23 protein-coding genes are annotated in these 26,767 nt (G+C 53.2%); 19 read left to right on the top strand and 4 right to left on the bottom strand.

What is annotated here, in order from left to right; genetic code table 11:
• Window positions 1–18 precede the first annotated feature (18 nt).
• On the top strand, window positions 19–1,104 hold the full coding sequence (gene recF, locus EIP93_RS22275; RefSeq protein ID WP_040032816.1) for a DNA replication/repair protein RecF: 1,086 nt from the start codon (window positions 19–21) through the stop codon (window positions 1,102–1,104).
• Window positions 1,105–1,122: 18 nt separating this feature from the next.
• On the top strand, window positions 1,123–3,540 hold the full coding sequence (gyrB, locus tag EIP93_RS22270; protein WP_103943252.1) for a DNA topoisomerase (ATP-hydrolyzing) subunit B: 2,418 nt from the start codon (window positions 1,123–1,125) through the stop codon (window positions 3,538–3,540).
• 138 nt (window positions 3,541–3,678) lie between these two features.
• Here the strand turns inward: gyrB and EIP93_RS22265 are convergent, their stop codons facing one another.
• On the bottom strand, window positions 3,679–4,869 hold the full coding sequence (locus tag EIP93_RS22265; RefSeq protein WP_125233289.1) for an MFS transporter: 1,191 nt from the start codon (window positions 4,867–4,869) through the stop codon (window positions 3,679–3,681).
• A gap of 163 nt (window positions 4,870–5,032) precedes the next feature.
• Between EIP93_RS22265 and EIP93_RS22260 the strand changes: the two genes are divergently transcribed.
• The gene (locus EIP93_RS22260; protein ID WP_105879873.1) at window positions 5,033–5,401 is read left to right on the top strand and encodes a GFA family protein; all 369 of its coding nucleotides are present in this window, start codon (window positions 5,033–5,035) and stop codon (window positions 5,399–5,401) included.
• 52 nt (window positions 5,402–5,453) lie between these two features.
• Here EIP93_RS22260 and EIP93_RS22255 read toward each other — a convergent pair whose 3' ends face one another.
• Together EIP93_RS22255 and EIP93_RS22250 are read right to left on the bottom strand one after the other, a co-directional pair.
• Window positions 5,454–7,457 carry a methyl-accepting chemotaxis protein gene (locus EIP93_RS22255; RefSeq protein WP_456301568.1) on the bottom strand — a complete coding sequence of 668 codons (2,004 nt, stop codon included), beginning with the start codon at window positions 7,455–7,457 and terminating at the stop codon, window positions 5,454–5,456.
• 250 nt (window positions 7,458–7,707) lie between these two features.
• Window positions 7,708–8,721: a LacI family DNA-binding transcriptional regulator gene (locus tag EIP93_RS22250; RefSeq protein WP_125233288.1), complete on the bottom strand. Its 1,014-nt coding sequence runs from the start codon at window positions 8,719–8,721 to the stop codon at window positions 7,708–7,710.
• Between the two features lie 211 nt (window positions 8,722–8,932).
• Here EIP93_RS22250 and EIP93_RS22245 point away from each other — a divergent pair, with 211 nt between their 5' ends.
• The 5 genes from EIP93_RS22245 to yidA all read left to right on the top strand — a co-directional run bounded on the left by EIP93_RS22245 (window position 8,933) and on the right by yidA (window position 13,347).
• The gene (locus EIP93_RS22245; protein WP_039275979.1) at window positions 8,933–9,238 is read left to right on the top strand and encodes a PTS sugar transporter subunit IIB; all 306 of its coding nucleotides are present in this window, start codon (window positions 8,933–8,935) and stop codon (window positions 9,236–9,238) included.
• Between the two features lie 16 nt (window positions 9,239–9,254).
• On the top strand, window positions 9,255–10,568 hold the full coding sequence (locus EIP93_RS22240; protein ID WP_103943243.1) for a PTS sugar transporter subunit IIC: 1,314 nt from the start codon (window positions 9,255–9,257) through the stop codon (window positions 10,566–10,568).
• Window positions 10,558–10,899, top strand: a complete 342-nt coding sequence (locus EIP93_RS22235; protein ID WP_103943241.1) for a PTS lactose/cellobiose transporter subunit IIA — start codon at window positions 10,558–10,560, stop codon at window positions 10,897–10,899. The genes EIP93_RS22240 and EIP93_RS22235 overlap by 11 nt, the downstream gene beginning before the upstream one ends.
• A 36-nt stretch (window positions 10,900–10,935) precedes the next feature.
• Window positions 10,936–12,378, top strand: coding sequence for a 6-phospho-beta-glucosidase (locus EIP93_RS22230; protein WP_105879870.1), 1,443 nt, complete (start codon window positions 10,936–10,938; stop codon window positions 12,376–12,378).
• A 153-nt stretch (window positions 12,379–12,531) separates the two neighbouring features.
• On the top strand, window positions 12,532–13,347 hold the full coding sequence (gene yidA, locus EIP93_RS22225) for a sugar-phosphatase (RefSeq protein ID WP_103862395.1): 816 nt from the start codon (window positions 12,532–12,534) through the stop codon (window positions 13,345–13,347).
• Window positions 13,348–13,492: 145 nt separating this feature from the next.
• Here the strand turns inward: yidA and EIP93_RS22220 are convergent, their stop codons facing one another.
• On the bottom strand, window positions 13,493–14,389 hold the full coding sequence (locus tag EIP93_RS22220; protein ID WP_107333659.1) for a LysR substrate-binding domain-containing protein: 897 nt from the start codon (window positions 14,387–14,389) through the stop codon (window positions 13,493–13,495).
• A gap of 142 nt (window positions 14,390–14,531) precedes the next feature.
• On the opposite strand from EIP93_RS22220, the gene EIP93_RS22215 reads away from it, so the two are divergent.
• From EIP93_RS22215 to dgoD, 11 genes are all read left to right on the top strand, one after another.
• The gene (locus tag EIP93_RS22215; protein WP_103943238.1) at window positions 14,532–16,082 is read left to right on the top strand and encodes an ABC transporter substrate-binding protein; all 1,551 of its coding nucleotides are present in this window, start codon (window positions 14,532–14,534) and stop codon (window positions 16,080–16,082) included.
• Window positions 16,083–16,153: 71 nt separating this feature from the next.
• Window positions 16,154–17,038 carry a dihydrodipicolinate synthase family protein gene (locus EIP93_RS22210; protein WP_125233287.1) on the top strand — a complete coding sequence of 295 codons (885 nt, stop codon included), beginning with the start codon at window positions 16,154–16,156 and terminating at the stop codon, window positions 17,036–17,038.
• A gap of 101 nt (window positions 17,039–17,139) precedes the next feature.
• Window positions 17,140–18,093 (top strand): nucleoside hydrolase, encoded by a 954-nt coding sequence (locus EIP93_RS22205; protein WP_103943236.1) that lies wholly within the window; start codon window positions 17,140–17,142, stop codon window positions 18,091–18,093.
• A gap of 1 nt (window position 18,094) precedes the next feature.
• Window positions 18,095–19,102, top strand: a complete 1,008-nt coding sequence (locus EIP93_RS22200) for a nucleoside hydrolase (protein WP_103943234.1) — start codon at window positions 18,095–18,097, stop codon at window positions 19,100–19,102.
• On the top strand, window positions 19,102–20,079 hold the full coding sequence (locus EIP93_RS22195; RefSeq protein WP_102117951.1) for an ABC transporter permease: 978 nt from the start codon (window positions 19,102–19,104) through the stop codon (window positions 20,077–20,079). Before EIP93_RS22200 ends, EIP93_RS22195 begins: the two co-directional genes overlap by 1 nt.
• A complete protein-coding gene (locus tag EIP93_RS22190; protein ID WP_103862388.1) occupies window positions 20,076–20,984 on the top strand; it encodes an ABC transporter permease in 909 nt (302 codons plus the stop codon). The genes EIP93_RS22195 and EIP93_RS22190 overlap by 4 nt, the downstream gene beginning before the upstream one ends.
• Window positions 20,985–21,023: 39 nt before the next feature.
• On the top strand, window positions 21,024–22,829 hold the full coding sequence (locus EIP93_RS22185) for an ABC transporter ATP-binding protein (protein WP_105879867.1): 1,806 nt from the start codon (window positions 21,024–21,026) through the stop codon (window positions 22,827–22,829).
• A 372-nt stretch (window positions 22,830–23,201) separates the two neighbouring features.
• A complete protein-coding gene (dgoR, locus tag EIP93_RS22180; RefSeq protein WP_103862385.1) occupies window positions 23,202–23,900 on the top strand; it encodes a D-galactonate utilization transcriptional regulator DgoR in 699 nt (232 codons plus the stop codon).
• Window positions 23,897–24,793 (top strand): 2-dehydro-3-deoxygalactonokinase, encoded by an 897-nt coding sequence (locus EIP93_RS22175; RefSeq protein WP_116586351.1) that lies wholly within the window; start codon window positions 23,897–23,899, stop codon window positions 24,791–24,793. The genes dgoR and EIP93_RS22175 overlap by 4 nt, the downstream gene beginning before the upstream one ends.
• Window positions 24,777–25,394 (top strand): 2-dehydro-3-deoxy-6-phosphogalactonate aldolase, encoded by a 618-nt coding sequence (locus EIP93_RS22170; protein WP_103862383.1) that lies wholly within the window; start codon window positions 24,777–24,779, stop codon window positions 25,392–25,394. The genes EIP93_RS22175 and EIP93_RS22170 overlap by 17 nt, the downstream gene beginning before the upstream one ends.
• Window positions 25,391–26,539 carry a galactonate dehydratase gene (dgoD, locus tag EIP93_RS22165; RefSeq protein WP_125233286.1) on the top strand — a complete coding sequence of 383 codons (1,149 nt, stop codon included), beginning with the start codon at window positions 25,391–25,393 and terminating at the stop codon, window positions 26,537–26,539. Before EIP93_RS22170 ends, dgoD begins: the two co-directional genes overlap by 4 nt.
• The last annotated feature ends 228 nt before the right edge of the window (window positions 26,540–26,767 follow it).

Below are 26,767 nucleotides of genomic sequence, written 5' to 3'. Positions count from 1 at the left end.
CATTAAGATAACTGCAACATGGCCCTTACTCGTCTTCTCATCAAAGATTTCCGCAATATCGAGGCGGCCGATCTGGCGCTGGTTCCAGGCTTTAATTTTTTAGTCGGTGCCAACGGCAGTGGTAAAACCAGCGTGCTGGAAGCGATTTATACGCTAGGGCACGGGCGGGCGTTTCGTAGTATTCAGGCAGGGCGCGTGATTCGTCACGATCAGCCGGAATTTGTACTACATGGTCGTATTGACGGTACAGAAACGGAGCGATCCGTCGGGTTAAGCAAAAACCGTCAGGGCGACAGCAAGGTGCGGATTGACGGCAGCGACGGCCATAAAGTCGCTGAGCTGGCGCAACTGCTGCCGATACAGCTGATCACCCCAGAAGGATTTACCCTGCTCAACGGCGGCCCGAAATTTCGTCGCGCCTTTCTCGACTGGGGCTGTTTCCATAATGAACCTGGCTTTTTCGCGGCCTGGAGCAACATGAAGCGTTTGTTGCGCCAGCGTAATGCGGCGCTGCGTCAGGTGAGTCACTATGGGCAACTCAGAGCCTGGGATCAGGAACTGGTGCCGCTGGCGGAACGTATCAGCGAATGGCGTGCGCAATACAGCGCGGCGATTGCCAATGATATCGCCACGACCTGTACGCAATTTTTGCCTGAATTTTCTCTCAGTTTCTCTTTCCAGCGCGGCTGGGATAAAGAAAGTGAGTACGCCGAACTGCTGGAACGGCAGTTCGAACGCGACCGTATGTTAGGTTATACGGCGCTGGGGCCGCATAAAGCCGACTTCCGCATCCGCGCCAGCGGCGTGGCTGTCGAGGATATGCTGTCCCGTGGTCAGCTCAAGCTGCTGATGTGTGCGCTGAGGCTGGCTCAGGGTGAATTTCTCACCCGTCAGAACGGACTGCGCTGTCTGTATCTGATCGATGACTTTGCTTCCGAACTGGATAGTACCCGCCGCCGTTTGCTGGCTGAACGGTTAAAAGCCACTCATGCACAGGTTTTTGTCAGTGCGGTTAGCGCTGAGCAGATAGAGGACATGATTGGTGAAAAGGGCAAGATGTTCCGCGTAGAACAGGGTAAAATAACGGTTCAATCACAGGACTAAAATGAGCGAGAAACGTTGATGTCGAATTCTTATGACTCCTCAAGTATCAAGGTATTGAAAGGGCTGGATGCGGTACGTAAACGCCCAGGTATGTATATCGGCGATACGGACGACGGTACCGGCCTGCATCATATGGTATTCGAGGTTGTGGACAACGCTATCGACGAGGCACTCGCTGGCTATTGTAAAGACATTATCATCACCATCCATGCTGATAACTCGGTATCGGTGCAGGATGATGGCCGTGGTATTCCAACCGGCATTCATGAAGAAGAAGGGATCTCCGCCGCTGAAGTCATCATGACCGTGCTACACGCGGGCGGTAAGTTCGATGATAACTCGTATAAAGTCTCCGGCGGCCTGCATGGCGTAGGGGTTTCCGTGGTTAACGCCCTGTCGGAAAAACTTAAACTGGTTATTCACCGCGACGGAAAACTTCACGAGCAGACCTATAAACACGGCGTGGCGCAGGCACCGCTGGCTGTGACGGGTGAAACCAACAGAACCGGTACGACGGTGCGCTTCTGGCCGAGCCACGAGACGTTCACCAATGTGGTGGAATTCGAATATGAGATTCTGGCCAAGCGTCTGCGTGAGCTGTCGTTCCTGAACTCTGGCGTTTCTATTCGCCTGATCGATGAGCGCGAAAAAGATAAAGCCGATCATTATCATTATGAAGGCGGTATCAAAGCGTTTGTTGATTACCTGAACCGTAACAAGACGCCAATCCACCCGAACGTGTTTTATTTCTCGATGACGAAAGACGACATCGGCGTTGAAGTGGCGTTGCAGTGGAACGATGGTTTCCAGGAAAACATTTACTGCTTTACCAACAACATTCCGCAGCGTGACGGTGGTACACACTTGGCCGGTTTCCGTGCCGCGATGACCCGTACGCTGAATACCTACATGGATAAAGAAGGCTACAGCAAGAAATCCAAAATTAGCGCCACCGGTGACGATGCGCGTGAAGGGCTGATTGCCGTGGTGTCCGTGAAAGTACCGGATCCAAAATTCTCCTCGCAGACCAAAGACAAGCTGGTTTCTTCCGAAGTGAAAACCGCTGTTGAATCGCTGGTAAACGAAAAGCTGGTGGATTATCTGATGGAAAATCCATCGGATGCCAAAATCGTAGTCGGTAAGATTATTGATGCCGCACGTGCCCGTGAAGCGGCACGTAAAGCACGTGATATGACGCGTCGTAAGGGTGCGCTCGATCTGGCTGGCCTGCCGGGCAAACTGGCGGACTGTCAGGAACGCGACCCCGCGCTGTCTGAACTGTACCTGGTGGAAGGGGACTCAGCGGGCGGCTCTGCCAAGCAGGGGCGTAACCGTAAGAACCAGGCGATTCTACCGCTGAAGGGTAAAATCCTGAACGTTGAGAAAGCCCGTTTTGACAAGATGCTTTCCTCACAGGAAGTCGCGACGCTGATCACCGCGTTGGGCTGCGGCATTGGTCGTGATGAATACAACCCGGACAAACTGCGTTACCACAGCATCATCATCATGACCGATGCTGACGTGGATGGTTCGCACATCCGTACTCTGCTGTTGACCTTCTTCTATCGTCAACTGCCTGAAATTGTTGAGCGTGGCCACGTGTATATTGCGCAGCCGCCGCTGTACAAAGTGAAAAAAGGCAAGCAGGAACAGTACATCAAAGATGATGAAGCGATGGATCAGTACCAGATCGCACTGGCGCTGGACGGCGCGACGCTGCACACCAATGCACAGGCTCCTGCGCTGGCGGGTGAACCGCTGGAGAAGCTGGTTTCTGAACATTACGCTGTACAGAAGATGATTGGCCGTATGGAACGTCGTTTCCCGCGAGCGTTTTTGAACCGTCTGATTTATCAACCGACGCTGTCTGAAGCTGATTTGGGCGAGCGTGAAAAGGTGCAGGCGTGGGCGGAATCGCTGGTTAGCAGCTTGAACGCAAACGAAGTGCACGGCAGCACATACAGTTTTGTCATTAATCACGATGAAGAGCGTAGCGTATTTGAACCCGCGCTGCGTGTGCGTACGCACGGTGTGGATACCGATTATCCGCTGGGCGCAGGCTTTGTTGCCGGTAGCGAATATCGCAAGTTGAATCAGCTGGGTGAAAAACTGCGTGGCTTGATTGAAGAAGATGCGTATATCGAACGTGGTGAACGCCGTCAGCCGGTTGCCAGCTTTGAACAGGCGCTGGAGTGGTTGGTGAAAGAGTCCCGCCGTGGTCTGACTGTACAGCGTTATAAAGGTCTGGGTGAAATGAACCCGGATCAGCTGTGGGAAACCACGATGGATCCGGCCAGCCGCCGCATGCTGCGCGTGACGGTGAAAGACGCGATTGCTGCCGATGAGTTGTTCACGACCCTGATGGGTGATGCTGTTGAGCCGCGTCGTGCGTTTATCGAAGAGAACGCCCTGAAAGCGATGAATATCGATATCTGATTCGGTCTACATTGTTATCGTTATCTGAGCCAGCTCCCTGCGGAGCTGGCTTTTTTTATGGCGAGCGTCCTGCCCGCCACCCTTTGGGCCGTCGCAAGCGACGTTGAAAAACGTTCCCTAGGTTTTTTATGCTTTTTATCAGGCCAATACACGCCGTTTGGCGCTGCGCATTTCCTGTAGCAGGGTGATGAAAGACGTGATCAGCATAAAGATGACGGCAGACCAGAAAATAGCGTGAGGGTGACCGTTATCCAACAGCCAGCCGAACAGCACCGGCCCTGCCGCGCCACCCAGATTAAAGCCAGTAGAGACAATTCCAAACACGCGTCCTTCCGCCCCCGGTGGTGAGGCGGCACGCACCAGCATATCCCGTGAAGGGGCGATCATGCCTGAGAGGAATCCAGCTGCGGCTAGCAACGGCACAAGCACAATAGTCGGCAAAGAATACATGGCAACGATACTGACTAGCACGGCGGTGGCGGCCAGCGCTGCCGTCGCCACCAGCCCGTGGCGTTTGGTTTTATCCGCCAGTGAGCCGCCAGCCAATACGCCAAAGGCGCTGGCGAATAGGAATGCGGTAAGCGCCACGTTAGCCTGTGAAAGTGATAAATCGTAGCCCGTGACTAACGCGGTAACCGAGAAGTTCTGGATCGAGCCTGTACTTAAATTCAGCAGCAGGAACAGAATCAGCAGCGACAGAATCGGTAGCGTGAAAACGGTGGCGCGCGATTTGCTCGGCTGGGGGCCTGTTGCCGCCGCGGGTTTCACCCGGCTGGGTTCATCGCGATCCGTCAGAAGCAGCGGTATCGTCAGTAAGCCGAGGACGCCAGAGACGATGAATGCGCTACTGATGCCGGAAAAGGCGGCAACGGACAGCAAAATACCGGGCGCAATCGCGGTGCCCAGAAAGCCGGAGAACGTGTGCACCGAGAACGCGCGACCCATGCGTTTTTCATCAATCCCGCGCGACAGCAAGGCGTAATCCGCCGGATGGTAAACCGCGTTCGCCACCCCCGCGAGCCCCATCGCAGCGACCAGCCAGACGTAGCTGCCTGAGAAACCGAGCGAGAGAAAACAGAGGCTCCCGAGCGTGATTCCTGCGGTTAACGTACGGCGTGCGCCGATGCGGTCCACCATAAAACCAATCGGCGTCTGCACGCAGGCGGAGACAATGTTGAATACGCTGAGCGCAAACCCGAGTTCGACAAAGCTGATATCACGCTGGGCTGACAGCAGCGGAATGAGCGCGGGCAGCACCATCATATGGAAATGACTCACCAGATGCGCTGATGAGATTTGCGCCAGTAGCGGTAGTTTTATGAATTTCATGTTGTTTTTGCAGCTTACAGGTCTGTAGATTTTATTATCGTGAGAGCTGGCGCAGGAACAGGGCGTCACTCCCTGGCAAATGGATCATAAGGTTAGCATATTACTTATATCATCTATGGCGAATATTGATACCCGCCTTTTCGGCAGGATAGGAGAGAACGACATGACGACCAAATCGTATTTGGGTGGGTGTTTATGTGGTCAGATTCGGTTCAGGGCAACAGGTGAACCGGGCAATCCGCATGCCTGCTCTTGCACCCATTGCCAGCAGCATTCCGGTGCACCAACGCTGCTGTGGGTTGAGTTTCCCCGAGCAGCCGTTGAGTGGATTGGCGAAGGTGGCGAGCCCGCGCGCTATCGTTCGTCTGATTATTCCAGCCGCGCTTTTTGTCCGCACTGCGGCAGCACGCTGGGAGCGATTGATGATGAGCCAACCATTGCGCTGACGGTTGGAAATTTTGATGAGAAAAATAGTCCGGATCTGAAGCCAACGTCACATTCGTTTGAGGATTGCTGTCCACGCTGGGAATAAATCACAGGCCGTTTCCGGCCTGTGCGGGATTGTTGATGGTGAAGGTCTGTGATTACGAGAGCTTAAATACCAGCACCGTTTGCGCGAGCTGTCTGGCCTGTTCTTCCAGCGAGGCGGCCGCCGCCGTGGCTTCCTGCACCAGCGCGGCGTTCTGCTGGGTGACGCCGTCCATCTCGTGAACCGCCTGCGTCACCTGACTGATCCCGCGTGATTGTTCATCCGACGCTGAGACGATTTCGTCCATGATGTCTTTTACCGACGTGACGGCACTCAACATTTCCTGCATGGTTTCACCGGCGTTCTGAACCAGCGTGACCCCGCTATCGACGCGGCTGGCGGACTCCGTAATCAACGCGGTGATGTCTTTTACGGCACTGGCACTGCGCTGCGCGAGATTACGTACCTCGTTGGCAACGACCGCAAAGCCGCGCCCTTGTTCGCCCGCTCTGGCGGCTTCCACCGCGGCGTTAAGTGCCAGAATGTTGGTCTGGAACGCAATACCGTTGATGATGCTGGTAATGTCGGCAATCTTCTTCGAACTGTCGTCGATCTCACTCATGATGTGGACAACCTGACCGACTATCTTGTCGCCTTTCTGAGCGATCTGCGCAGCATTCTGTGCCAGCGTTGTGGCGTTATGAGCGTTATCCGCATTCTGTTTCACCGTCGCCGTAATCTGTTCCATGCTGGCGGCGGTTTCTTCCAGCGCTGCTGCCTGTTGCTCGGTGCGGGAAGCCAGATCGGTATTGCCTGCGGCAATTTCCGTCGCACCGTGGCTGACGGATTCGCTGGTGCTAATCAACTGCTCGGCGATATCTCTCAGCTGCGTCTGCATGGCGTTCATGGCGTAAAAAATACTGCTTTCGTCCTTCGGTTGCACAGGAATGGTCTGCGTTAAATCCCCTTGTGCGACGGACAGGGCGATCTGCGCGGCCTGAGCGGGTTCGCCACCGATCGGACGAGCAACTTTGCGATTAAAGATGATGCCCAGTACGCCGGAAACCACCACGATACTCAACACCATAAGCAGCAGCCCCACGTTACGCTGCTGTGCGGTTTCCGCCATCACCACATTGACGGGGGCGGACAGGCCGAGCATCCAGGGCGTGCCGGTATTGCCGATTTTTACCGGCACATACACGTTAAACGCTGGCGTGTTCAGCACGGCATTGTCACGTTCGATCTGATAAGACTGACCTGTGGTGACATGCTCAAGCAGTGTTGGGTCGTTTTCAATTTTTTTGGTCACCCGAGCGTTGTCGGGATGAGAAATGTAGGCACCGGTGTGAGACAACAGCTGTGCGTAGCCTGTGCCTTGATAGGGTTTTATATTGTTGGTGAGCTGTTGCAGCGTATCCAGCGAAAAATCCGCCGTGACGGAACCGTAAAATTTATTGTTGATGATGATGGGCACGGCAATGGAGGTCAGCAGGACATCGACGCCGTTGTAGGGGTAGCTATACGGTTCCAGAATCACTTCTTTCTGGAGCTTTTTCGGTAGCAGATAGTAGTCGCCGCTGCCGGGCGTTTCATAATCCACCAGGTTATGCAGAGCAACGTTGCCTGCGGTATCGCGGTCGACATAACGGACGAAGCGGCCTTGCGGGTCCTGATCGGGTTGACCGACGTACTCTCTATCTTTGCCGTCAAACGCATCGGGTTCCCACGCCAGCGACATCGAAAGGAAATCGGGATGACTCTTCAGTGCATTCTTCAGCAGCGTCTCAGCGGTTTTTCGGTCGGCGTTACCTGCTTCTTGCAGGCTGACAACGCTCTGCACCAGATTGCGCGCCGCATGTAGCGCGACATCCAGTTTTTGCTGAATCAGGTAGCTGTTGGTATATGCCGTTTGCTCAAGATACTGCTGTGCGATGGTTTTTTGCTGCTGGCCAGATTGCCAGATCAGCAGACCGATAGTGAGAATAAAACCGAGTGCGATAGTGGTGACGCCCGCCAAGAGCATCAGCATCCGTGTGCTGAGCTTTCTTTTTGACGTGGTTGGTGAGGCGTGGATGGATGGGTTGCTGTGGTTAACCGGTAACAGTGTTGTAGACATATGCGTAATATCCCCTGGGATATAAGCGCCCATAGGCACCTTTTTTCATAAAAGAATCAATCGATTATCTTCCTTTCTGTTTTTGGGTCATTCCCTTGCGCGACTCGTCATTTTTTGTGATGTAAGTCACAAATAAATTATCGGCGGGAAACAATATCTCTTTAGGTTATTCACGAAAATGTCACAAATCAGGCGTGGTGCTTAAATCGAGATAGCAGTGAGGCATGACGCCTCACCGTGTGAGTGAGGATTAGGCGGCAGGGCCTTTGCTGACGGAATCGCGGATAATCAATTCGCCTTTGAAAGCGGGTGCAGGCGCGACGGTTTCCCCCTCTAGCCTGCACAGCAGTTTCTCAAGGGTATAGTTGATCATCTCAGCGACGGGCACATGTACGGTAGTGAGGGGCGGGTAGAACCACGATGCCATCGGTAAATCATCGAACCCCAGCAGCGAAACATCCTGCGGAATGGCGAGGCCGTGTTCGCGCAGCGCTTTGGCTGCGCCAATCGCCATATCGTCATTGCTGGCGACCAGTGCACTGAAGGTGGCTGACCGCTGAAGCAGGGTTTTTGCTGCCGTATAACCGCTGTCATGGGTCCAGTCGCCTGACGCAACCAACCTGTCATTATAGGGAACCCCGTTTTCCTCCAGCGCCAGCCGGTAGCCCGCCAGTCGGCTTGTACCGGTGGGTGAGTTCGCCGATCCGCAGACAAAGGCGATATCACGGTGGCCCTGTGCAATCAGGTAATTGACGGCATCATGGCAGTGCTGCTGGTGATCGGCGCAGATGCCGTTATCACCGTGCTGATGCAGTGTGCGGTTCACGACCATGATCGGCTGATCGTGCTGTTCAATAATCTCTTCCAACTCATCCGTGGAGAGAAAACGCGGATAGATAATGACGGCATCACAGCGTAAATCGAGCAGGAACTGGATCGCTTCGCGCTCTTCTTCCGCGCTGTGCTTGCCATCTGCCATGATGAGCTGCCGCCCGTATTTTTCCGTCATGGTTGCCGTTTGGAACAGCAATTCGCTGAAATAAGGGCCGCTGTACAGCGTGTTGGTCACAACCAAACCAATAATTTGCGATTTGCTCGTGGCGAGCTGGCGCGCCAGCAGGTTGGGCCGGTAGCCAATCTCTTCAATCGCCTGAAATACCCGATCCCGCGTGGTTTTACTGACATAGTTATTCCCTGTCAGCACGCGTGATACGGTGGCTTTGGATACACCGGCTTTTTTCGCTACATCGAGCATGGTTACCATCGTACTTTCCCGTTCTCCTGTACTGCCTTATGTCGTCATTATAGGGAAAAATCCTCCTTTTTTATCAGCAATAACAAGTGTAGGGATAAAAATATTCCCCGATTGCGCTATTTATGATCGCCTTCAAAAAATAGTAAAAACAATATGAAACCGGTTGCATATTATTTTATGTCTTGCTTGAATAATAAAAAAACGGACGGTGAGGTGCAGTATGAATAAGATTTTACTCTGTTGCGCAGCAGGAATGTCTACCAGCATGCTGGTACAGCGAATGGAAAAGGTCGCCGAGAAAAATGCGATCGCTGTTGAGATAAAAGCCGTGGGTTTTGAAGAGTTTAATGAGCTGATTGATGAATATGATTGCTGCCTTCTGGGGCCGCAGATCAAGTATAAATTGCCTGAATTCAAAGTGATAGCTGACGAGAAAGAGAAGCCGATTGCGGTCATTAATATGGTTGATTACGGCATGATGAATGGGGAAAAAGTCCTCAACGATGCTCTGGCGATGATCAATTAGTATAACGGGAGGAATAATGAGTAAATTAAGCGAGTCATTATTCAGCGTTATCGAAAACCGTATTAGCCCCATTGCGGCAAAGCTCTCTAGTCAGCGCCATGTTGTAGCAATTAAAGATGGCTTCATTGCCTCTATGCCGTTTTTAATTGTCGGTTCTTTTATGATGTTATTCGCTCATCCACCTTTTAGCCCGAATAGTGAATGGGCTTTTGCGCAGTGGTGGCTGGGGATGGTGGAACGCCACGGCGAACAAATCATGATGCCCTACAACATGACGATGGGCATTATGGCGGTGTATATCACCAGCGCCATCGCTTATAACCTGGCGCAGAGCTATAAAATGAACGGTTTTATGGCTGCCAGTCTGGCACTGATGTCGTTTATGGTGGTGGCGGCTCCGCAAATCGACAAAAGTCTGCCGGTTGGGTCGCTGGGTGGTGAGGGGATTTTCACCGCGATTATCGTGGCGATCTATTCGACGGAGCTGATGCATTTTTTGCAGAAGCGCAATATCGGTATCCGTCTGCCGGAACAGGTACCGCCGAAAATCCGCCAGTCTTTCGATCTGCTTATCCCGATTCTTGCCATCTTTCTCACGCTTTTCCCGCTTAGCCTGTTTATGCAGAGCCAGTTTGGCATGCTGTTACCGCAGGCGATCATGGCCGTCTTCGCGCCGATTATCTCGGCATCCGACTCGCTCCCCGCCATCCTGATTGCGGTGCTGCTTTGCCACCTGCTGTGGTTTGCCGGGATTCACGGGGCGGTTATCGTCGGTGGCATCTTGCAGGCATTCTGGCTGACCAATTTAGGGATCAATCAGGAAGCGTTTAACGCGGGTGCACCGATCACCAAAATCTTTATTGAACCCTTCTGGCAGTTCTTCATTACGGTGGGCGGCTCGGGAGCGACCATGGGGTTGGTCTTTCTCTATCTGCGTAGCCGTTCTGCTCACTTGCGCTCCATTGGCAAGCTGGCCGTGGTGCCGAGCATGTTCAACATCAACGAACCGGTGATTTTTGGTTCACCCGTTGTGATGAATCCGCTGCTGTTTATTCCGTTTATTACCGCGCCGTTGGTGAACGCCACCCTCGCCTATATCGCGTTAAAAACCGACTTAGTGCATCGCGTGATTTCTCTTGCGCCCTGGACAACGCCGGGCCCGATTGGCGCAGCCTGGTCTACGGGATGGGACTGGCGAGCGGTGGTGCTGGTGGGGGTACTGATTGTCGTCTCGTCCTTAATCTATTACCCCTTCTTCAAAATGTATGAACGTCAGCTGATCGCACAAGAAGTGGGTACAGCGGAGGAGGCAGTGAGTGATGCTCAATGAAACCATTCTTGATGAAACGACAGTAATGGAACTGATTATCTATGCGGGAGAGGCGCGCTCCAGCTCGATGGAAGCGCTGAGTGCCGCCAGAAAATACGACTGGGACAAGGCTGAAGAACGGCTGAACACCGCTTCCGTTGCCGCGCGCAAAGCCCATCAAATCCAGACGGCCTTGATTGGTGCTGATGAAGGCAGCGGAAAAATCCCGGTCAACCTGATTCTGGTTCACGCGCAAGATCACCTGATGAACGCGATGCTATGCCGTGAACTGGTGGAGGAGCTTATTCAACTGCATCGGGAAATCTCCACCCTTAAACAGCTTATAAATTAACAACATGTAAATTTGAACTAACGAGAAGGAAATAAGATGTCTGCTGAACAATTACCGAAAGACTTTCTGTGGGGCGGCGCGGTAGCGGCGCATCAAGTTGAAGGTGGTTGGGATCAAGGCGGCAAAGGCGTTAGCATTTGCGATGTCCTGTCCGGCGGTGCCCACGGCGTTGACCGTGTGATTACCGATGGCGTACAGCCTGGTGTTAGTTATCCAAACCATCAGGCGGTGGAGTTCTATTCCCACTATAAGCAGGATATTGCCCTGTTCGCCGAAATGGGCTTCAAATGCTTCCGCACCTCGATTGCCTGGACGCGTATTTTCCCCAATGGCGATGAGCTGGAGCCAAATGAAGCCGGTCTGCAATTCTATGACGACCTGTTTGATGAGTTGTTGAAATACAACATTGAGCCCGTGATTACGCTGTCTCACTTTGAGATGCCGCATCATCTGGTTAAGCAATACGGCGGCTGGCTGAACCGTAAAGTGGTGGATTTCTTTGTTCGCTACAGCGAAGTGGTCATGAAGCGTTACCAGTCCAAAGTGAAATACTGGATGACCTTCAATGAAATCAACAACCAGCGTAACTGGCAGTATCCTCTGTTTGGCTACTGCTGTTCCGGCGTGATTTTTACCGATCACGACAAGCCAGAGCAGGCGATGTACCAAACGCTGCACCACCAGTTTGTCGCTAGTGCGAAAGTGGTGAAGTTGGGTCATGACATTAACCCGAATTTCAAAATTGGCTGCATGCTGGCACTGGTGCCGATCTATCCGTGGTCATGCCATCCAGATGACGTGATGTTTGCACAGGAAGCGATGCGTGAGCGTCACCTGTTCGGTGACGTGCAACTGCGTGGCTACTACCCGTCCTACATCCTGAAAGAGTGGGCGCGCAAAGGCTATCAGATTGATATGCAGCCGGAAGATGAACAGACGCTGCGCGAAGGCTGCACGGACTATCTGGGCTTCAGCTACTACATGAGCAGTGCGGTGCAACTGGCAGCAAAAGGCCAGAAAAAAGAAGATGCGATTACGGGCTTTGACGGCGGCGTGAAAAACCCGCATGTGAAGGCATCGGAATGGGGCTGGCAGATCGACCCGGTTGGCCTGCGCTATACGCTGAACAGCTTCTACGAGCGTTATCAGAAACCGATGTTCATCGTCGAAAACGGCTTCGGCGCGGTAGACAAGGTGGAAGCTGACGGCAGCATTAACGATGATTACCGCATCGAATACCTCAAAGCGCATATCGATCAGATGAAGAAAGCTGTCGTCGAAGACGGCGTGGAGCTGATGGGCTATACCCCGTGGGGCTGCATCGACTGTGTGTCATTCACCACGGGCCAGTACAACAAACGCTACGGTTTCATCCACGTGGATAAACACGATGATGGTACTGGCACGTTCAAGCGCTCGAAGAAAAAGAGCTTTGACTGGTATAAGAAGGTGATTGCCAGCAACGGCGCCGAGCTATAACCGATTGCAGGGAACGTTGGTCACAGAGCCGTGCTTAATCGCACGGCTTTTTACGTTGCATGTAATACGCTTGTCACCCTGCCGTATTTCACTAACGACTTCATCGCTGAATCGCGTTAGCATGAAAACAGATAACTTGATGCTGGAAAAATTATGTCTGTAAAACTGATCGCTATTGATATGGACGGGACGTTACTGACGCCCCAAAATCAAATTTCACCTGCGGTAAAAGCCGCGATTGTCGCTGCCAGAGAGAAAGGCGTGCAAGTTGTACTGGCTACCGGTCGCCCCTACATCGGCGTCGAGCGCTACCTGATGGAGCTGGATTTGCAGCAGGAAGGCTGTTACTGCATAACCAACAACGGTGCGCTGGTGCAGCGTACGGTCAACGGTGACTGTGTGGCGCAAACGGCGCTGAGCTTCGACGACTATCTCTATTTCGAAGCGCTGGCCTGTAAACTTGGTGTCCATTTCCACGCGTTGGACTTCAATTTTGTCTACACCGCCAATAAAGACATCAGCCCTTACACCATTCATGAATCTCACCTGACCGGGATGCCGTTGAAGTATCGTGCGGTTGAGGAAATGGATCGCAGCCTGACGTTCCCGAAAGTGATGATGATTGATGAGCCCGAGATATTGGATCGCGCCATCAGCCAACTGCCACCGGAAGCCTTTGAACGCTACACCATCATGAAGAGCGCCGAATACTATCTGGAAATTCTGGATAAGCGCGTCAACAAAGGTGAAGGCGTGAAGATGCTGGCGGAGCACCTCGGCATTCCACGCGAAAGTGTCATGACGCTGGGCGACCAGCAGAACGATCTGGCGATGATTCGCTATGCGGGTATCGGTGTCGCGATGGGCAATGCCATCGATGAAGTGAAAGAAGCCAGCCAGTTTGTCACCAAAACCAACATGGAAGACGGCGTCGCCTACGCGATCGAGAAATTTGTTCTTAATGCCTGATTCGAGAGATATAACGCCGAATAGCCATCAATGATGGCTATTTTTATTTCAAATAATAACATTGCTACTTATTTTTTATAAATCCATTCCCGAGTAGCCATTATTTAATAAATACATTAATAAAAATAACGACTTTGGCTGAAAATTATTTCAACGCCAAACTCTCCGCTATTTTTTCTTTCATAACCTGAGTGATGTGATTAACCACCTGACTGCGGGGAATTTGCGGGGGATAAACCGCGCAATACGCCATTTTTATATCAGGATTGAAAGGCTTAACGATAACTGGTGATGGGCTGTTCAGGGCGGTAATAAAATCGACTACGCCGATGCCGACATTTTTTGATGCCAGAACGCAGCAGTTAGCCATCGAGGTTTCGATGGGGTTATGCAGATAGATCTGCTCTTTTCTGGTGGCGATATCGAGCTGCGCCCGCAGCGGTGTGGTTCTTCCCGGCAAAATAGCGCGTGTACCGGCCAGATCGGCAAGCGTAATTTCATCCGCCGTGGCAAGAGGGTGATCCACCGCTAACACCGCGACAGCACTGGCGTCAGCCAGTGGTTCAGCTTCCAGCCCTTTGATGCCCGGCTGGCCAAAAATAAAGCCGACATCATACTGATTTTCAGAAATGGCGCTCGTAATATGGCTGCTGCTTTCGATGTCTAAAAACAGGGAAAGATCGGGATATTTCTTGAGTAAAGTAGGGAGAACCTGATCTGAACAAAGAAACGAGAGTGCCTGAACAGCAGCGATGCGCAGCACGCTGCCCTTGGCGTGGCGAATTTCATCCGCAATCATTCCTATATGATCCAACCCCAGATAAATACGCTCGACTTCCCGATACAGCTTCATCGCCTCCGCGCGTGGAATCAGGCCGCGCCCGTCCCTATCGAACAGCTTAAGATTCAGGGCGTCTTCAAAGTCTTTAATGAGCCGGCTGACCGCGGGCTGGGTGATGAACATCATGTTGGCGGCAGCGGTGATGCCTCCGGTGAGGATGACTTTATGAAAGGCTTCAACCTGGCGGGGATTGATACGCATGCTCGTCACCTTAAAACATAACATTTGGTTATCAATTTAACACAAAATGCAATTTTTCATTATCCAATCTAGCGCATAGACTCACAATCATAAGATTTAATACACTTCATCAGTACTCAATCATGGAATAGAGGATTAGTGAATGAAGAAATCGACTCTGGCGTTATTTTTTACCGTTTTATTTTCGTCTTCACCTTTGGTTTATAGCGCGGACCTGAATATCGGTTTGGCTTCCTCCACCACATCAATGGATCCGCAGTTTTATGTGAGTGGGGCGAATAGCGCAATGGCGCGCAATATTTTTGACGGTTTGGTTGTACAGGATGAAAAACAGCAGATTGCACCTGCCCTGGCAACCAGTTGGAAAGTGATTGACGACAAGACGTGGGAGTTTGTATTGCGTCCTGGCGTTAAGTTTCACGACGGCAGTGATTTTACGGCTAAAGATGTGATTGCCAGCATTAAGCGTGTTGCGCTGGCATCGAAAAACAGCCCTAGCTCTTACGCACCTTACGTCAGCGACATTGCTGAAGTAATAGAAGTGAATCCATTAACGGTGCGGATTAAGACAAAAGAGGCTTCGCCACTGCTGCTGAATAATTTAAGTCGGATTTCGATTTTACCGGCCCGACTTGAAAACGTCCCGACGGAAACGTTGAATTCAGGAAAAGATGTGATTGGTACAGGGCCATTCAAATTTGTTTCCTGGGTGCCGGACGACCGGGTAGTCCTTAGTCGTAATGACGATTACTGGGGAGGAAAAGCAGAGTGGGACAACGTTACTGTCCGTGTATTTAAAAACAGTAGTGCACGTGTAGCAGCAGTATTATCCGGTGATGTGGACATGATTGAAAACGTTCCAACAGCCGACAGCAGTAATATTGAAAAAAATCAGCAGTTAAAAACGATTTCAACACCAGGGAATCGTGTTATTTACCTTCACATGGACCAGCAGCGAGATGAATCACCGTTCGCCAAAGGTCCTGATGGTAAAAACCCATTACTAAAAAAAGAAGTACGCCAGGCGATGTCTTTAGCTATTAATCGTCAGGCAATCGTCGACCGTGTGATGGAGGGGCAGGCTGTTGTTGCCTCTCAGCTTGTACCGAAGGGGTACCCAGGCTATTCCGCTTCCATTCCTGCGCCGGTTTATAATCCGGAGAAAGCCAAACAGGAACTGGCGGCGGCGGGTTACCCCGACGGCTTCACGCTGACCTTCCACGCGTCGAACGATCGTTATCCTAATGATTCTAAAATTGCTCAGGCCATTGGCCAAATGTTCACACGTGCTGGTATCAAAACCGAGGTTGTTACGATGCCCGGCAGTGTGTACTTCTCACGTGCGTCCCGTCTCGAATTCAGTTTGATTATGGGCGGGGCCGCGATTGAAACCGGGGAAGCTTCTGGAGTATTGGGGCCATTGCTAGAAACCTTTGGCCCCAATGCAGGACAGGGTAATCGTGGTCGCTATTCCAATCCTGTCTTTGATAAAACGCTGAACGAAGCACGTGTCACGCTGGATGAAACCAAACGTGGTGCGCTGCTGGCTGAGGCGATGAACATTGGCATGAACGATCTGGGTGTGATTCCGGTGATGTTCCTGTCCAACACCTGGGCGATGAAAAAGCAGTATACCTACGTGGGCCGTTCCGATGCCTACACGCTGCCGTACTTCGTCCGTTCCGCGAAATAGTCACCTGTCATTTATGATTCAAATAAGGGGTGAATATTCACCCCTTATCTATCCGTAACAAGGAGAACGGAGTGAATACATTTAGCGGTGTTTTTCCCTATCTTGTGTCACCCGTCAGGCCCGATGGTCAGGTCGATAAGCCTGTTCTGGCGCAGCTCACTGAACATCTGATTCAATGCGGTGTACATGGCGTCGTGCCGTTAGGCAGCACCGGTGAATTTGCCTATCTTTCTGCGGCTCAGCGTCTGGATGTCGTCAAAACAGTGATCGAAACGACGGCGGGCCGTGTGCCGGTCATCGCTGGTGTTGCGTCGACAACGATTCAGGATGCCGTTGAGCAAACGAAACGCTACGTCGAACTGGGTGCGGATGGCATTCTTGCGGTACTGGAAGCCTATTTCCCCCTGAAAGACGAGGGCGTCGAACAGTATTTCCGCGCCATTGCCGAAGCCGCACAGGGTAAACCGGTGGTGCTCTACACCAATCCTCAGTTCCAGCGTTCCGATTTGAGTTTGCCCGTCATCGAACGCCTTAGCCATGTTAGTAACATCCGCTATATCAAAGACGCCTCGACCAATACCGGGCGCTTACTTTCCATCATCGAACGTACCCGTGGCCGAATGGACGTCTTCTCCGCGTCCGCCCATATTCCCGCCTGCGTCATGCTGATTGGCGGCGTGGGTTGGATGGCTGGCCCGGCGTGTATCGTTCCCAAACAGAGTATTGCTTTGTATGAAGCCGCCCGCGCGGGTGACTGGAACAGAGCAATGGAGCTTCAGCGTCCGCTGTGGCGCATCAATGAAATTTTTGCCCGTTATTCTATTGCCGGCTGTATTAAAGCGGCGCTGCAATTGCAGGGGTTTGCGGTAGGCGATCCGCTGCCGCCTCAGCAACCGTTGAATGAAAAGGCACGTAAGGAGATCGCTGACGTTTTGGCGTCTGTCGATTCTCTATAACGTCAATTTACTTATTATTTTTCACGCTGTAGAGGTGTGGGTCTTTCTACACCTTGATGTTCGGCAGTACCTATTAAAAAGAGAAAAGGAATCATCGAAGGATGAGCGCTTTACCTATTATTATTGATTGTGATCCGGGGATAGATGACGCGATTGCGTTATTAAGTGCATTTGTGTCACCAGAGTTGGATATTCGCGGTATTTGCGCGGTGTGTGGTAACCAGCCTGTGGAAAAAACGGTGCGTAATGCGCTGCAAATTGTTGAGCTGGGTCAGCGCACCGATATTCCCGTTTTCGCCGGCTGCCATCGGCCGCTGTTGCGTGATCCTATTCATGGCCAGTTCCATGGCGAAAACGGACTGGGCCAGACGGTGTTGCCTACGCCGCAAAAACAGGCCGACGCGCAGCATGCGGTGAATTTTATTATTGCGCAGTGCAAACAGGCGATCGCTGACGGCACGCCGATCACGCTCTGTACGTTAGGGCCGTTAACCAATGTCGCGATGGCGCTGCGTATGTCTCCTGACATTGTCGACGGTATTGCACGCATTGTGATGATGGGTGGCGCATACCGGGAAGCGGGCAACCGCAGCCTGACCTCTGAATTCAATATGATCGCCGATCCGCAGGCGGCCAAGGTCGTGTTCGACTCGTCGATTGCCATCGTCGCGCTACCGCTGGATGTCACGCATCAGGTGATTTTAACGCCGGAATTGGTGGCACGTTTCATTGCGCTATCCGGACGTATTTCCGCCCCATTGGGTGAAATGATGGCGTTTTGGGATCGCAATGACATCCGCCGCTATGGCTCACGCGGCGGCCCGCTACACGATCCGCTGGTCATCGCCTGGGTTCTGGCGCCACATTGCTTCACGACGGAAAAAGCCAGCGTTTACATTGAGCAGGAAAGCGAGCTGTGCATGGGGCAGACCGTTGCTGACTGGTACGGAAAAACCGATCGGCAGCCGAATGTGGATGTGGTGACGGGCGTTGATGCCAAACAGGTTGTTGAGCTGTTTGCTGACTTACTGAGCCGCTATGGAGAGGGTGTCTGACATGGTTCGAGAACGCATAATTATTGATACTGACCCCGGTGTTGATGATGCAATAGCCATCTGGCTGGCATTGGCCTCGCCCGAACTGGACGTACTCGGGATTACCATTGTGGCTGGTAATGTGCCGCTTGCTGCGACGTTGCCGAATGCCTGCAACGTGGTGGGCGTGACAGGCAGAACCGATGTGCCTATTTTTGCCGGTGCTTCGCGTCCGCTCATCCGCGATCAGGTTTTCGGTAAATACGCTCATATCGGTAAGTTTTCCTCTGACTGGGTGCCAGAAAGCACGCTGTCGCCGGAAGAGGAACATGCCGTCGATTTTCTGGTGCGGATGACGCGTCAGGCAGCGGCCGATAATAACCCGATCACCATTTGTTCTATAGGTCCGATGACGAATCTGGCATTGGCACTGTGTTTCCATCCTGATGTCGCACGCGGCATCAAACAGATTGTGTCCATGAGCTGCGCCTTTACCGCGATGGGGAATCGCGTACCGTGGGCGGATTTTAACGTCTATGCCGATCCGCATGCGGCGGAAATCGTTTTTTCTTCCGGTGTTCCGATTGTCATCATGCCGCTGGATGTGACCTTTCAGGCACTGATTCAGACGGAACAAGTTGATGCCATCGAACGTAGCGGCGGTGCGCCGGGTAAGGCGATGGCCGCGCTGCTGCGTATGTTTGATCGTAGCGAGGTTGAGCGCTTTGGCCGTGAAGGTGGGCCGATTCATGATGCGACCGTCATTGCATGGCTGTTGAAGCCGGAGCTGTTCAAGTCAAAACGCGCTCGTATAGGAGTGGAAGTCGCCGGTAAGATGGCGGGTTACGTGTTTGCCGACTTTTATCACAAACTGGGTGAGCCGGAGAATGCGCTGATCATGCGTGAAATCGACGAACAAGGATTCCTCGGGCTGATTGCCGATCGCCTGCGTCGCTATGGCCCTGAAGCAATAAATGATGTTGAAGCAATAAATGGTTCCGAAGCAATCAATGGGTCTGAGGAGCACTGATGGTCGCCTACCTGCTGAGCCGAATCGGACAAACGCTGCTGACGCTGGCTGTTATGTCGGTGCTGGTGTTTGTGGGGGTTTATCTGGTCGGTAATCCGGTCGATATGCTGTTAAGTGCGACGGCCACGCCAGCGGAACGGCTGGCGGTGATTCAGTCCTTTGGTCTGGATAAGCCCGTCTGGGAACAGTACGGGCTGTTTGTCTGGAACGCCTTTCAGGGCGACATGGGCAACTCTTTTATCTTTAATCAACCCGCGCTGACACTGATTTTTCAGCGCATGCCCGCCACGCTAGAGCTAGCGATGGTGGCGTTCGTGATGGCGCTGGTTGTCGGTATTCCGCTGGGGATCTACGCTGGCCTGAAGCCGGACAGCGCGGTGTCCAAGTCCATCATGACCTTTTCCATTCTCGGCTTTAGCCTGCCCACGTTCTGGATCGGGCTGGTGATGATCATGCTGTTTAGCGTGAAGCTCGGCTGGCTGCCGTCCTCTGGCCGGGGCGATACTCACGATCTCTTCGGTATTCCATTCAGTTTTCTGACCCGCGATGGCCTCGAACACCTGCTTTTACCCGCGTTTAACCTTGCACTGTTTAAAATCTCGCTGGTTATCCGCCTGATGCGTGCGGGCGTGATGGAGTGTCTGCAACAGGATTATGTGCAGTTTGCTCGTGCTAAAGGGCTGTCGGAAACCCGCATTGTGCTGGTTCATGTACTGCGCAACACGCTGATTCCACTGATTACCGTGCTGGGGCTGGAGCTGGGATCGCTGATCGCGTTTGCCGTGGTCACGGAAACCATTTATGCCTGGCCGGGCATGGGTAAGCTGATTATCGACTCGATCGCCGTGCTCGACCGTCCGGTCATTCTGGCTTATCTGATGATTACCGTCGTGATGTTCAGCGTGATTAACCTGCTGGTCGATTTGCTGTATGTGCTGGTCGATCCGCGCGTGCGGCTGGGAGGAGACAAGGGATGACAGGGAATACGATACACCAGCCCGCTGCCGTGCAAAAAACGGCCCATCCGGTGATGCGCGTTATGATGGCGCTGATCAACGATCGGCTAGCGCTGTGTGGGCTGATCATGCTGGCGATTTTCGTGCTGCTGGCGCTGCTTGCCCCGCTTTTGTCGCCGCAGAATCCCTACGATCTGATGCAGCTCGACATCATGGATGGCCGACTCGCGCCGGGTGCGCAGAGCATGGCAGGCATGACGTATTGGCTGGGGACGGACGATCAAGGGCGCGACCTGTTCAGCGCCATTCTGTACGGCACCCGCATCAGCCTGATAGTGGGCTTCTCCAGTGCGGTGCTTGCGCTGCTGATTGGTGCCTCGCTGGGGCTGATTAGCGCCTACGTCGGCGGAAAAACGGATGCCACGATCATGCGTATCGTAGATATCCAGCTCAGTTTCCCCCCCATCCTGATTGCGCTGATCCTGCTGGCCGTGCTGGGGCAAGGGGTAGACAAGATTATTATGGCGCTGGTGGTGACCCAGTGGGCTTACTACGCGCGGACGATTCGCGGTTCGGCATTGGTGGAACGTCGCCGCAGCTACGTGGACGCGGCGCGCAGCATGGCGCTCTCCAACCGCCGTATCCTGTTTCGCCATATTTTACCGAACTGTCTGGCACCCCTGATCGTGGTGGCAACGATGCGCATCGCCTACGCCATCATGCTGGAAGCCACGCTCTCGTTTTTGGGGATCGGGCTGCCAGTGACGGAACCGTCACTGGGGCTGCTGATCTCAAACGGTTTTGAATACCTGATGTCGGGCGATTACTGGATCAGCTTCTTTCCGGGGCTGACGCTGCTGCTGCTGATTGTGGCGATCAATCTGGTCGGGGATGCGCTGCGCGATATCCTCAACCCGCGGAATTAATCTGTGGGAACGCCCATAGGAATAAGGGGTAACGAACACATGACAGCGCCGATTATGTCCGTTTCGCATCTGACCACCGCCTTTCAGGTGAACGGCGAGTGGATGAACGTGGTGCGGGATTTGTCCTTCACGATTGGCGAGAAAGAGACGGTCGCCGTGGTGGGAGAATCTGGTTCAGGGAAAAGCGTGATGGCGAAATCCATCATGCGCTTACTGCCACCTGGCCAAAGCCGGGTTGAAGGTCAGATTCATTTTGGCGACACCGAACTGCTGTCGCTCCCTAATAAAGCGATGCAGGATGTGCGCGGCAACCGCATCGGCATGATTTTCCAGGAGCCGATGACCAGCTTGAATCCGGTGTTGCCGATTGGCTACCAGATTACAGAAGTGCTGCGTCGCCATCGTGGCATGGGCAAAGCCGAAGCGCGTGCCGAAGCGGTGCGCCTGCTGGAAAAAGTCCGCATTCCGGCGGCGAAATCACGGCTGAACGAATATCCGCAGAGCTTCTCCGGCGGGATGCGCCAGCGCGTAGTGATTGCGATTGCGCTGGCCTGCCACCCGAAACTGCTGATTGCCGACGAGCCGACGACGGCGCTGGACGTCACGATTCAGGCGCAAATTCTGACGCTGATAAAAACCCTTCAGGAAGAAGAAGGGATGTCGGTGCTGTTTATCACCCACGACATGGGCGTGGTGGCGGAAGTCTCAGACCGTACGCTGGTGATGTATCAGGGCGAAATGGTGGAAAATGCCGTCACGCGGGAGATTTTTCATCACCCGCAACAGCCCTATACCCGCATGCTGCTGTCCGCGGTGCCTAAATTAGGCTCGATGTCCGGCAGCGCGTGGCCGCAGCGCTTCCCGCTGGTCGACCTCAAAACGGGTGAGCGCCAGCCGGTACCGGAGGCGGTGAATACCGTGTCGGGTGAGGAACCTGTGCTGACGGTAAAAAATCTGGTTACTCGATTTGATATCCGATCAGGTTTTTTCCGTCGATTGTCCGGGCGGGTTCACGCGGTGGAGAATGTCTCGTTCGATCTCTGGCCGGGAGAAACGCTCGCGCTGGTTGGGGAATCGGGCTGCGGTAAATCCACTACTGGTCGGTCGATTATTCGCCTCAATGACGCTGTCAGCGGCGACATTCAGTTGCTGGGGAAAAATATCCTGACGGCGGATAAGCGTGAGCTGACGGATTCGCGGCGGCAGATTCAGATGGTGTTTCAGGATCCGTATGAAAGCCTGAACCCGCGCATGCGGATAGGGGAAGCTATCGCCGAGCCGATGCTGCTGCACGGTCTGGCGACCCGACAGGATGTTAATGCAAGAGTAAGCGCTTTGCTGGAACAGGTCGGGTTATCCGGCGATATGGCCTCGCGTTTCCCGCATCAGTTCTCCGGCGGGCAGCGGCAGCGCGTGTGTATTGCCCGCGCACTGGCGCTGGAGCCAAAAGTGATTATTGCCGATGAATCGGTGTCGGCGCTGGATGTGTCCGTCAAGGCGCAGGTCATCAACCTGATGCTGGATCTCCAGCAGAAGCTGGGGCTGTCATTCCTGTTTATCTCGCACGATATGGCGGTGGTCGAGCGTATCAGCCACCGCGTAGCGGTGATGTATCTCGGTGAAATCGTGGAGATCGGGCCACGTTCGGCGATCTTCGATAATCCGCAGCATGATTACACCCGACGTCTGATTTCTGCGGTACCCGTGCCTGACCCGGACACCCGTCCGGTGCGTCATATCACCAATGATGAATTGCGCAGCCCGGTACGCGCCCCCGATTTCCACCCTCCCGCACGCCGCTATAAGCAGGTCGGGGAAGGGCATTTTGTACTGGAACAGGCGTAGCTTTACCCTTACCTGAATTTGCCATTAATGACGGTTCTTTTGCGTGCGCGTTGCGTACAGCCTGAACCGTCATTCTTTTTCTTCCCTTATCTTCCTTTCTATCGCTGCTGCTGGCGCGCTTCGCCGCCTTCCAACTTCGCTCGGCTCAATTCCTCTGGATGTTGAAATTCGGTAATGCACGATGTTGCAAAACTGCATCAATTGTCCGTTTTGTGATCCATATTGTAGTACAACACATATAAATGGTACTACAATCAAGCCAAGAAAAGAGGGAATGATGCGGTTATTGTGCAACAGTTCGACGACGTCAGGCGGCATGGCGGGTAAAGTAAGTGCAGTGATATCAATCCGTTTTGTCTCGTTGAGGTGATGATGAATAAGCAGGAATTAAGCAAAACCGACCGCATCATTCTGGATATTGGCCAACAGATCGTTGGCGGGAAATACGCTCCAGGCATGCCGTTACCCGCAGAGGCTGAGCTGTGTGAAGAGTTTCAGACTTCGCGCAACATCATTCGTGAAGTGTTCAGAGCGCTGATGGCGAAAAGGCTGGTGGAAGTGAAACGGTATCGCGGCGCATTTGTCGCCGCGCGTAATCAGTGGAATTACCTAGATACCGACGTTCTGCAATGGGTTCTGGCAAGCGATTACGACCCACGTCTGATCAGTGCGATGAGCGAGGTGCGTAATCTGGTGGAGCCGACGATTGCCCGCTGGGCAGCCGAACGGGCGACCTCAAGCGAGCTGGCGGTGATTGAAGCGGCGCTGAACGACATGATTTCCAATCACCAGAATCGCGACGCATTTAATGAAGCGGATATTCGCTTCCATGAGTCGGTATTGGCGGCGGTGCATAACCCGGTGTTACAGCAGTTGAGCGTCGCGATCAGTTCGTTGCAGCGTGCAGTGTTTGAACGCACCTATATGCCGGACGAAGACAACATGCCACGGACATTGCGTGAGCATCAGGATCTCTACGATGCCATTCGGCATCAGGATATTGAAGCAGCGGAGCGGGCGGCGTTGACCATGATCGCCAGCTCAACCAAACGGTTAAAGGACATTACATGAGTGAAAGCTATATCGCCATTGACTGGGGTTCGACCAATCTGCGGGCGTGGCTGTATCTGGACGGCGTCTGTATCGACAGCGTGAAATCTGAAGCGGGCGTCACGCGTTTGAACGGTCAGACGCCGCAGCAGGTTTTTCAGCAGATCGTTGCGCCGTGGCAGCAGCACAACGTGCCTGTCGTGATGGCGGGCATGATCGGCAGCAATGCGGGCTGGCTTTCCGTGCCGTATCTGTCATGCCCAACTCGCCTGACGGACGTTGCCCACCGCCTGACGCGCGTGGAAGAAGCCCAGCCGCTGGCCGCCTGGATCGTGCCGGGGTTGAGTATTGCCAAGGACGATAACTGCAATGTGATTCGCGGTGAAGAAACCCAGTTGATTGGCGCGTATAGCGAATGTCCTTCCTCTCTTTATTTGATGCCGGGAACCCACTCGAAATGGGTGCGGGCCGATGACAGCAACGTGCTGGATTTCCGCACGGTGATGACCGGTGAACTGCATCACCTGTTGATGACGCAGTCGTTAATTGGCGTGGGGCTGACCGAACAGCAGCCGTCCCCCGAGGCTTTCCAGCAAGGGCTGGAGTTAGGCTTTGCCGATGACAATATTATTCGCTGCTTGTTTGAAACCCGTGCGGCGCACGTACTGGGGCGTCTGGAGAAAAGTGCCGTTAGCGACTGGCTGTCCGGGCTGTTGATTGGCAACGAAGTCTCACAAATGCAGCGCCACTATCAGGTGGCGGAGGGAGACTCCATCACGTTAATCGGCTCTCCTGCGCTGACCGCACGCTACGAAAAAGCATTACAACGAGCTGGATTGCGCTGGCAGCAGCTAGATGGCGATCGGGCTTTTCAGGCAGGAATAAGGAGCATTGTTAATGAGTTGGAATACTAATCTTCCCTTGATTGCGATTCTGCGCGGTATCACGCCGGATGAGGTGCTGGAGCATGTTGCGGCACTGCTGGATGCCGGATTCGACGCGGTGGAGATCCCGCTGAATTCGCCGAATCCGTATGAAAGTATTCAACTGGCGGTAGAGCATTTCGGCGATCGCGCCCTGATCGGTGCGGGTACGGTACTCAAACCCGAATATGTCGACAAATTGCAGGAAATTGGCAGCAAGCTGGTGGTTACCCCCAATATTTCTCCCGAGGTGATTCGTCGGGCGGTGGGCTACGGCATGACGGTGTGCCCAGGCTGCGCCACTGCGACGGAAGCCTTCGTGGCGCTGGAAGCGGGTGCGCAATCTCTGAAAATTTTCCCGTCATCGGCATTTGGGCCGGACTACATCAAGGCGCTGAAAGCGGTGCTGCCAAAAGACGTTCCCGTCTTCGCCGTCGGTGGTGTCACGCCAGAGAACCTGAAGGATTACCTTAGTGCGGGCTGCGTCGGTGCCGGGTTAGGCGGCGATCTGTATCGAGCTGGTCAGTCGGTTGACGTCACCGCGCAAAAAGCACATGCATTTGTTAACGCTTATAAGGACGCTGTTCAATGAAAATTACCAAAATCACCACGTACCGGCTGCCGCCACGCTGGATGTTTCTGAAGATTGAAACCGATGAAGGCATTGTCGGCTGGGGCGAACCGGTTATCGAAGGCCGCGCACGTACGGTTGAAGCTGCCGTTCACGAGCTGTCTGATTATTTGATCGGGCAAGATCCGGCACGCATCAACGATATCTGGCAGGTGCTTTACCGCGCGGGCTTCTACCGCGGCGGCCCGATCCTGATGAGTGCGATCGCCGGTATCGATCAGGCATTGTGGGACATCAAAGGCAAGGCGCTGGGTGTACCGGTTTATCAGTTACTGGGTGGACTGGTGCGCGATAAGATCAAAGCGTACAGCTGGGTGGGCGGCGATCGTCCTTCCGAAGTGATCGCAGGCATCAAGAAGCTGACCGACATTGGCTTCGATACCTTCAAGCTGAACGGCTGTGAAGAGATGGGCATCATTGATAACTCGCGCAAAGTGGATGCGGCAGTGGCCGTGGTCGCTGAAATCCGCGAAGCCTTTGGTAACAGCATCGAATTCGGTCTGGATTTCCACGGTCGTGTGGATGCGCCGATGGCGAAAATCCTGATCAAAGAGCTGGAACCGTACCGTCCGCTATTTATTGAAGAGCCAGTGCTGGCTGAACAGGCGGAATACTACCCTCGTCTGGCGGCACAAACTCACCTGCCGATTGCAGCGGGCGAGCGTATGTTCTCACGCTTTGATTTCAAACGCGTACTGGCAGACGGCGGGCTGGCCATTATTCAGCCTGACCTGTCTCACGCCGGTGGTATTACCGAGTGCTTTAAAATTGCGGCGATGGCGGAAGCCTATGATGTCGCGCTGGCACCACACTGCCCATTAGGCCCAATTGCACTGGCTTCCTGTTTGCACCTCGACTTTGTGGCACGTAATGCCGTATTGCAGGAGCAAAGTATGGGCATCCATTATAATAAAGGTGCCGAGCTGTTGGATTATGTTCTCAATAAAAAAGACTTTGCTATGACCGACGGTCATTTCTATCCACTGAATAAGCCAGGCCTTGGTGTGGAAATTAATGAAGAGTTGGTTATCGAACGCAGTAAAAATGCGCCAGACTGGCGTAACCCGGTGTGGCGTTATCCTGATGGTGCCGTTGCCGAGTGGTAATATCCGTCATTCGCGTTGGCTTGCCTGCAACTCAAATGATTTAGGATATAACGAAAACAATAGGTTAGGTGTTGAATAATAAGTAATACATAACGCATTTCCCCGGCGCGACGGAATAGAATAATCATGGATTATCACGAAATACATTATTTCGTGAGGGATTACTTTTTTATTTTATTAGCGTCGGGGAAAGTAATCTTCCATTTATCATGAGTAAGCCATCACCGG

This window comes from Pectobacterium versatile (genome assembly GCF_003932035.1).
Classification (GTDB): Bacteria; Pseudomonadota; Gammaproteobacteria; order Enterobacterales; family Enterobacteriaceae; genus Pectobacterium; species Pectobacterium versatile.
The sequence above is the reverse complement of the archived record's forward strand: the minus strand, read 5'-3'. Positions and strand labels throughout refer to the sequence as shown.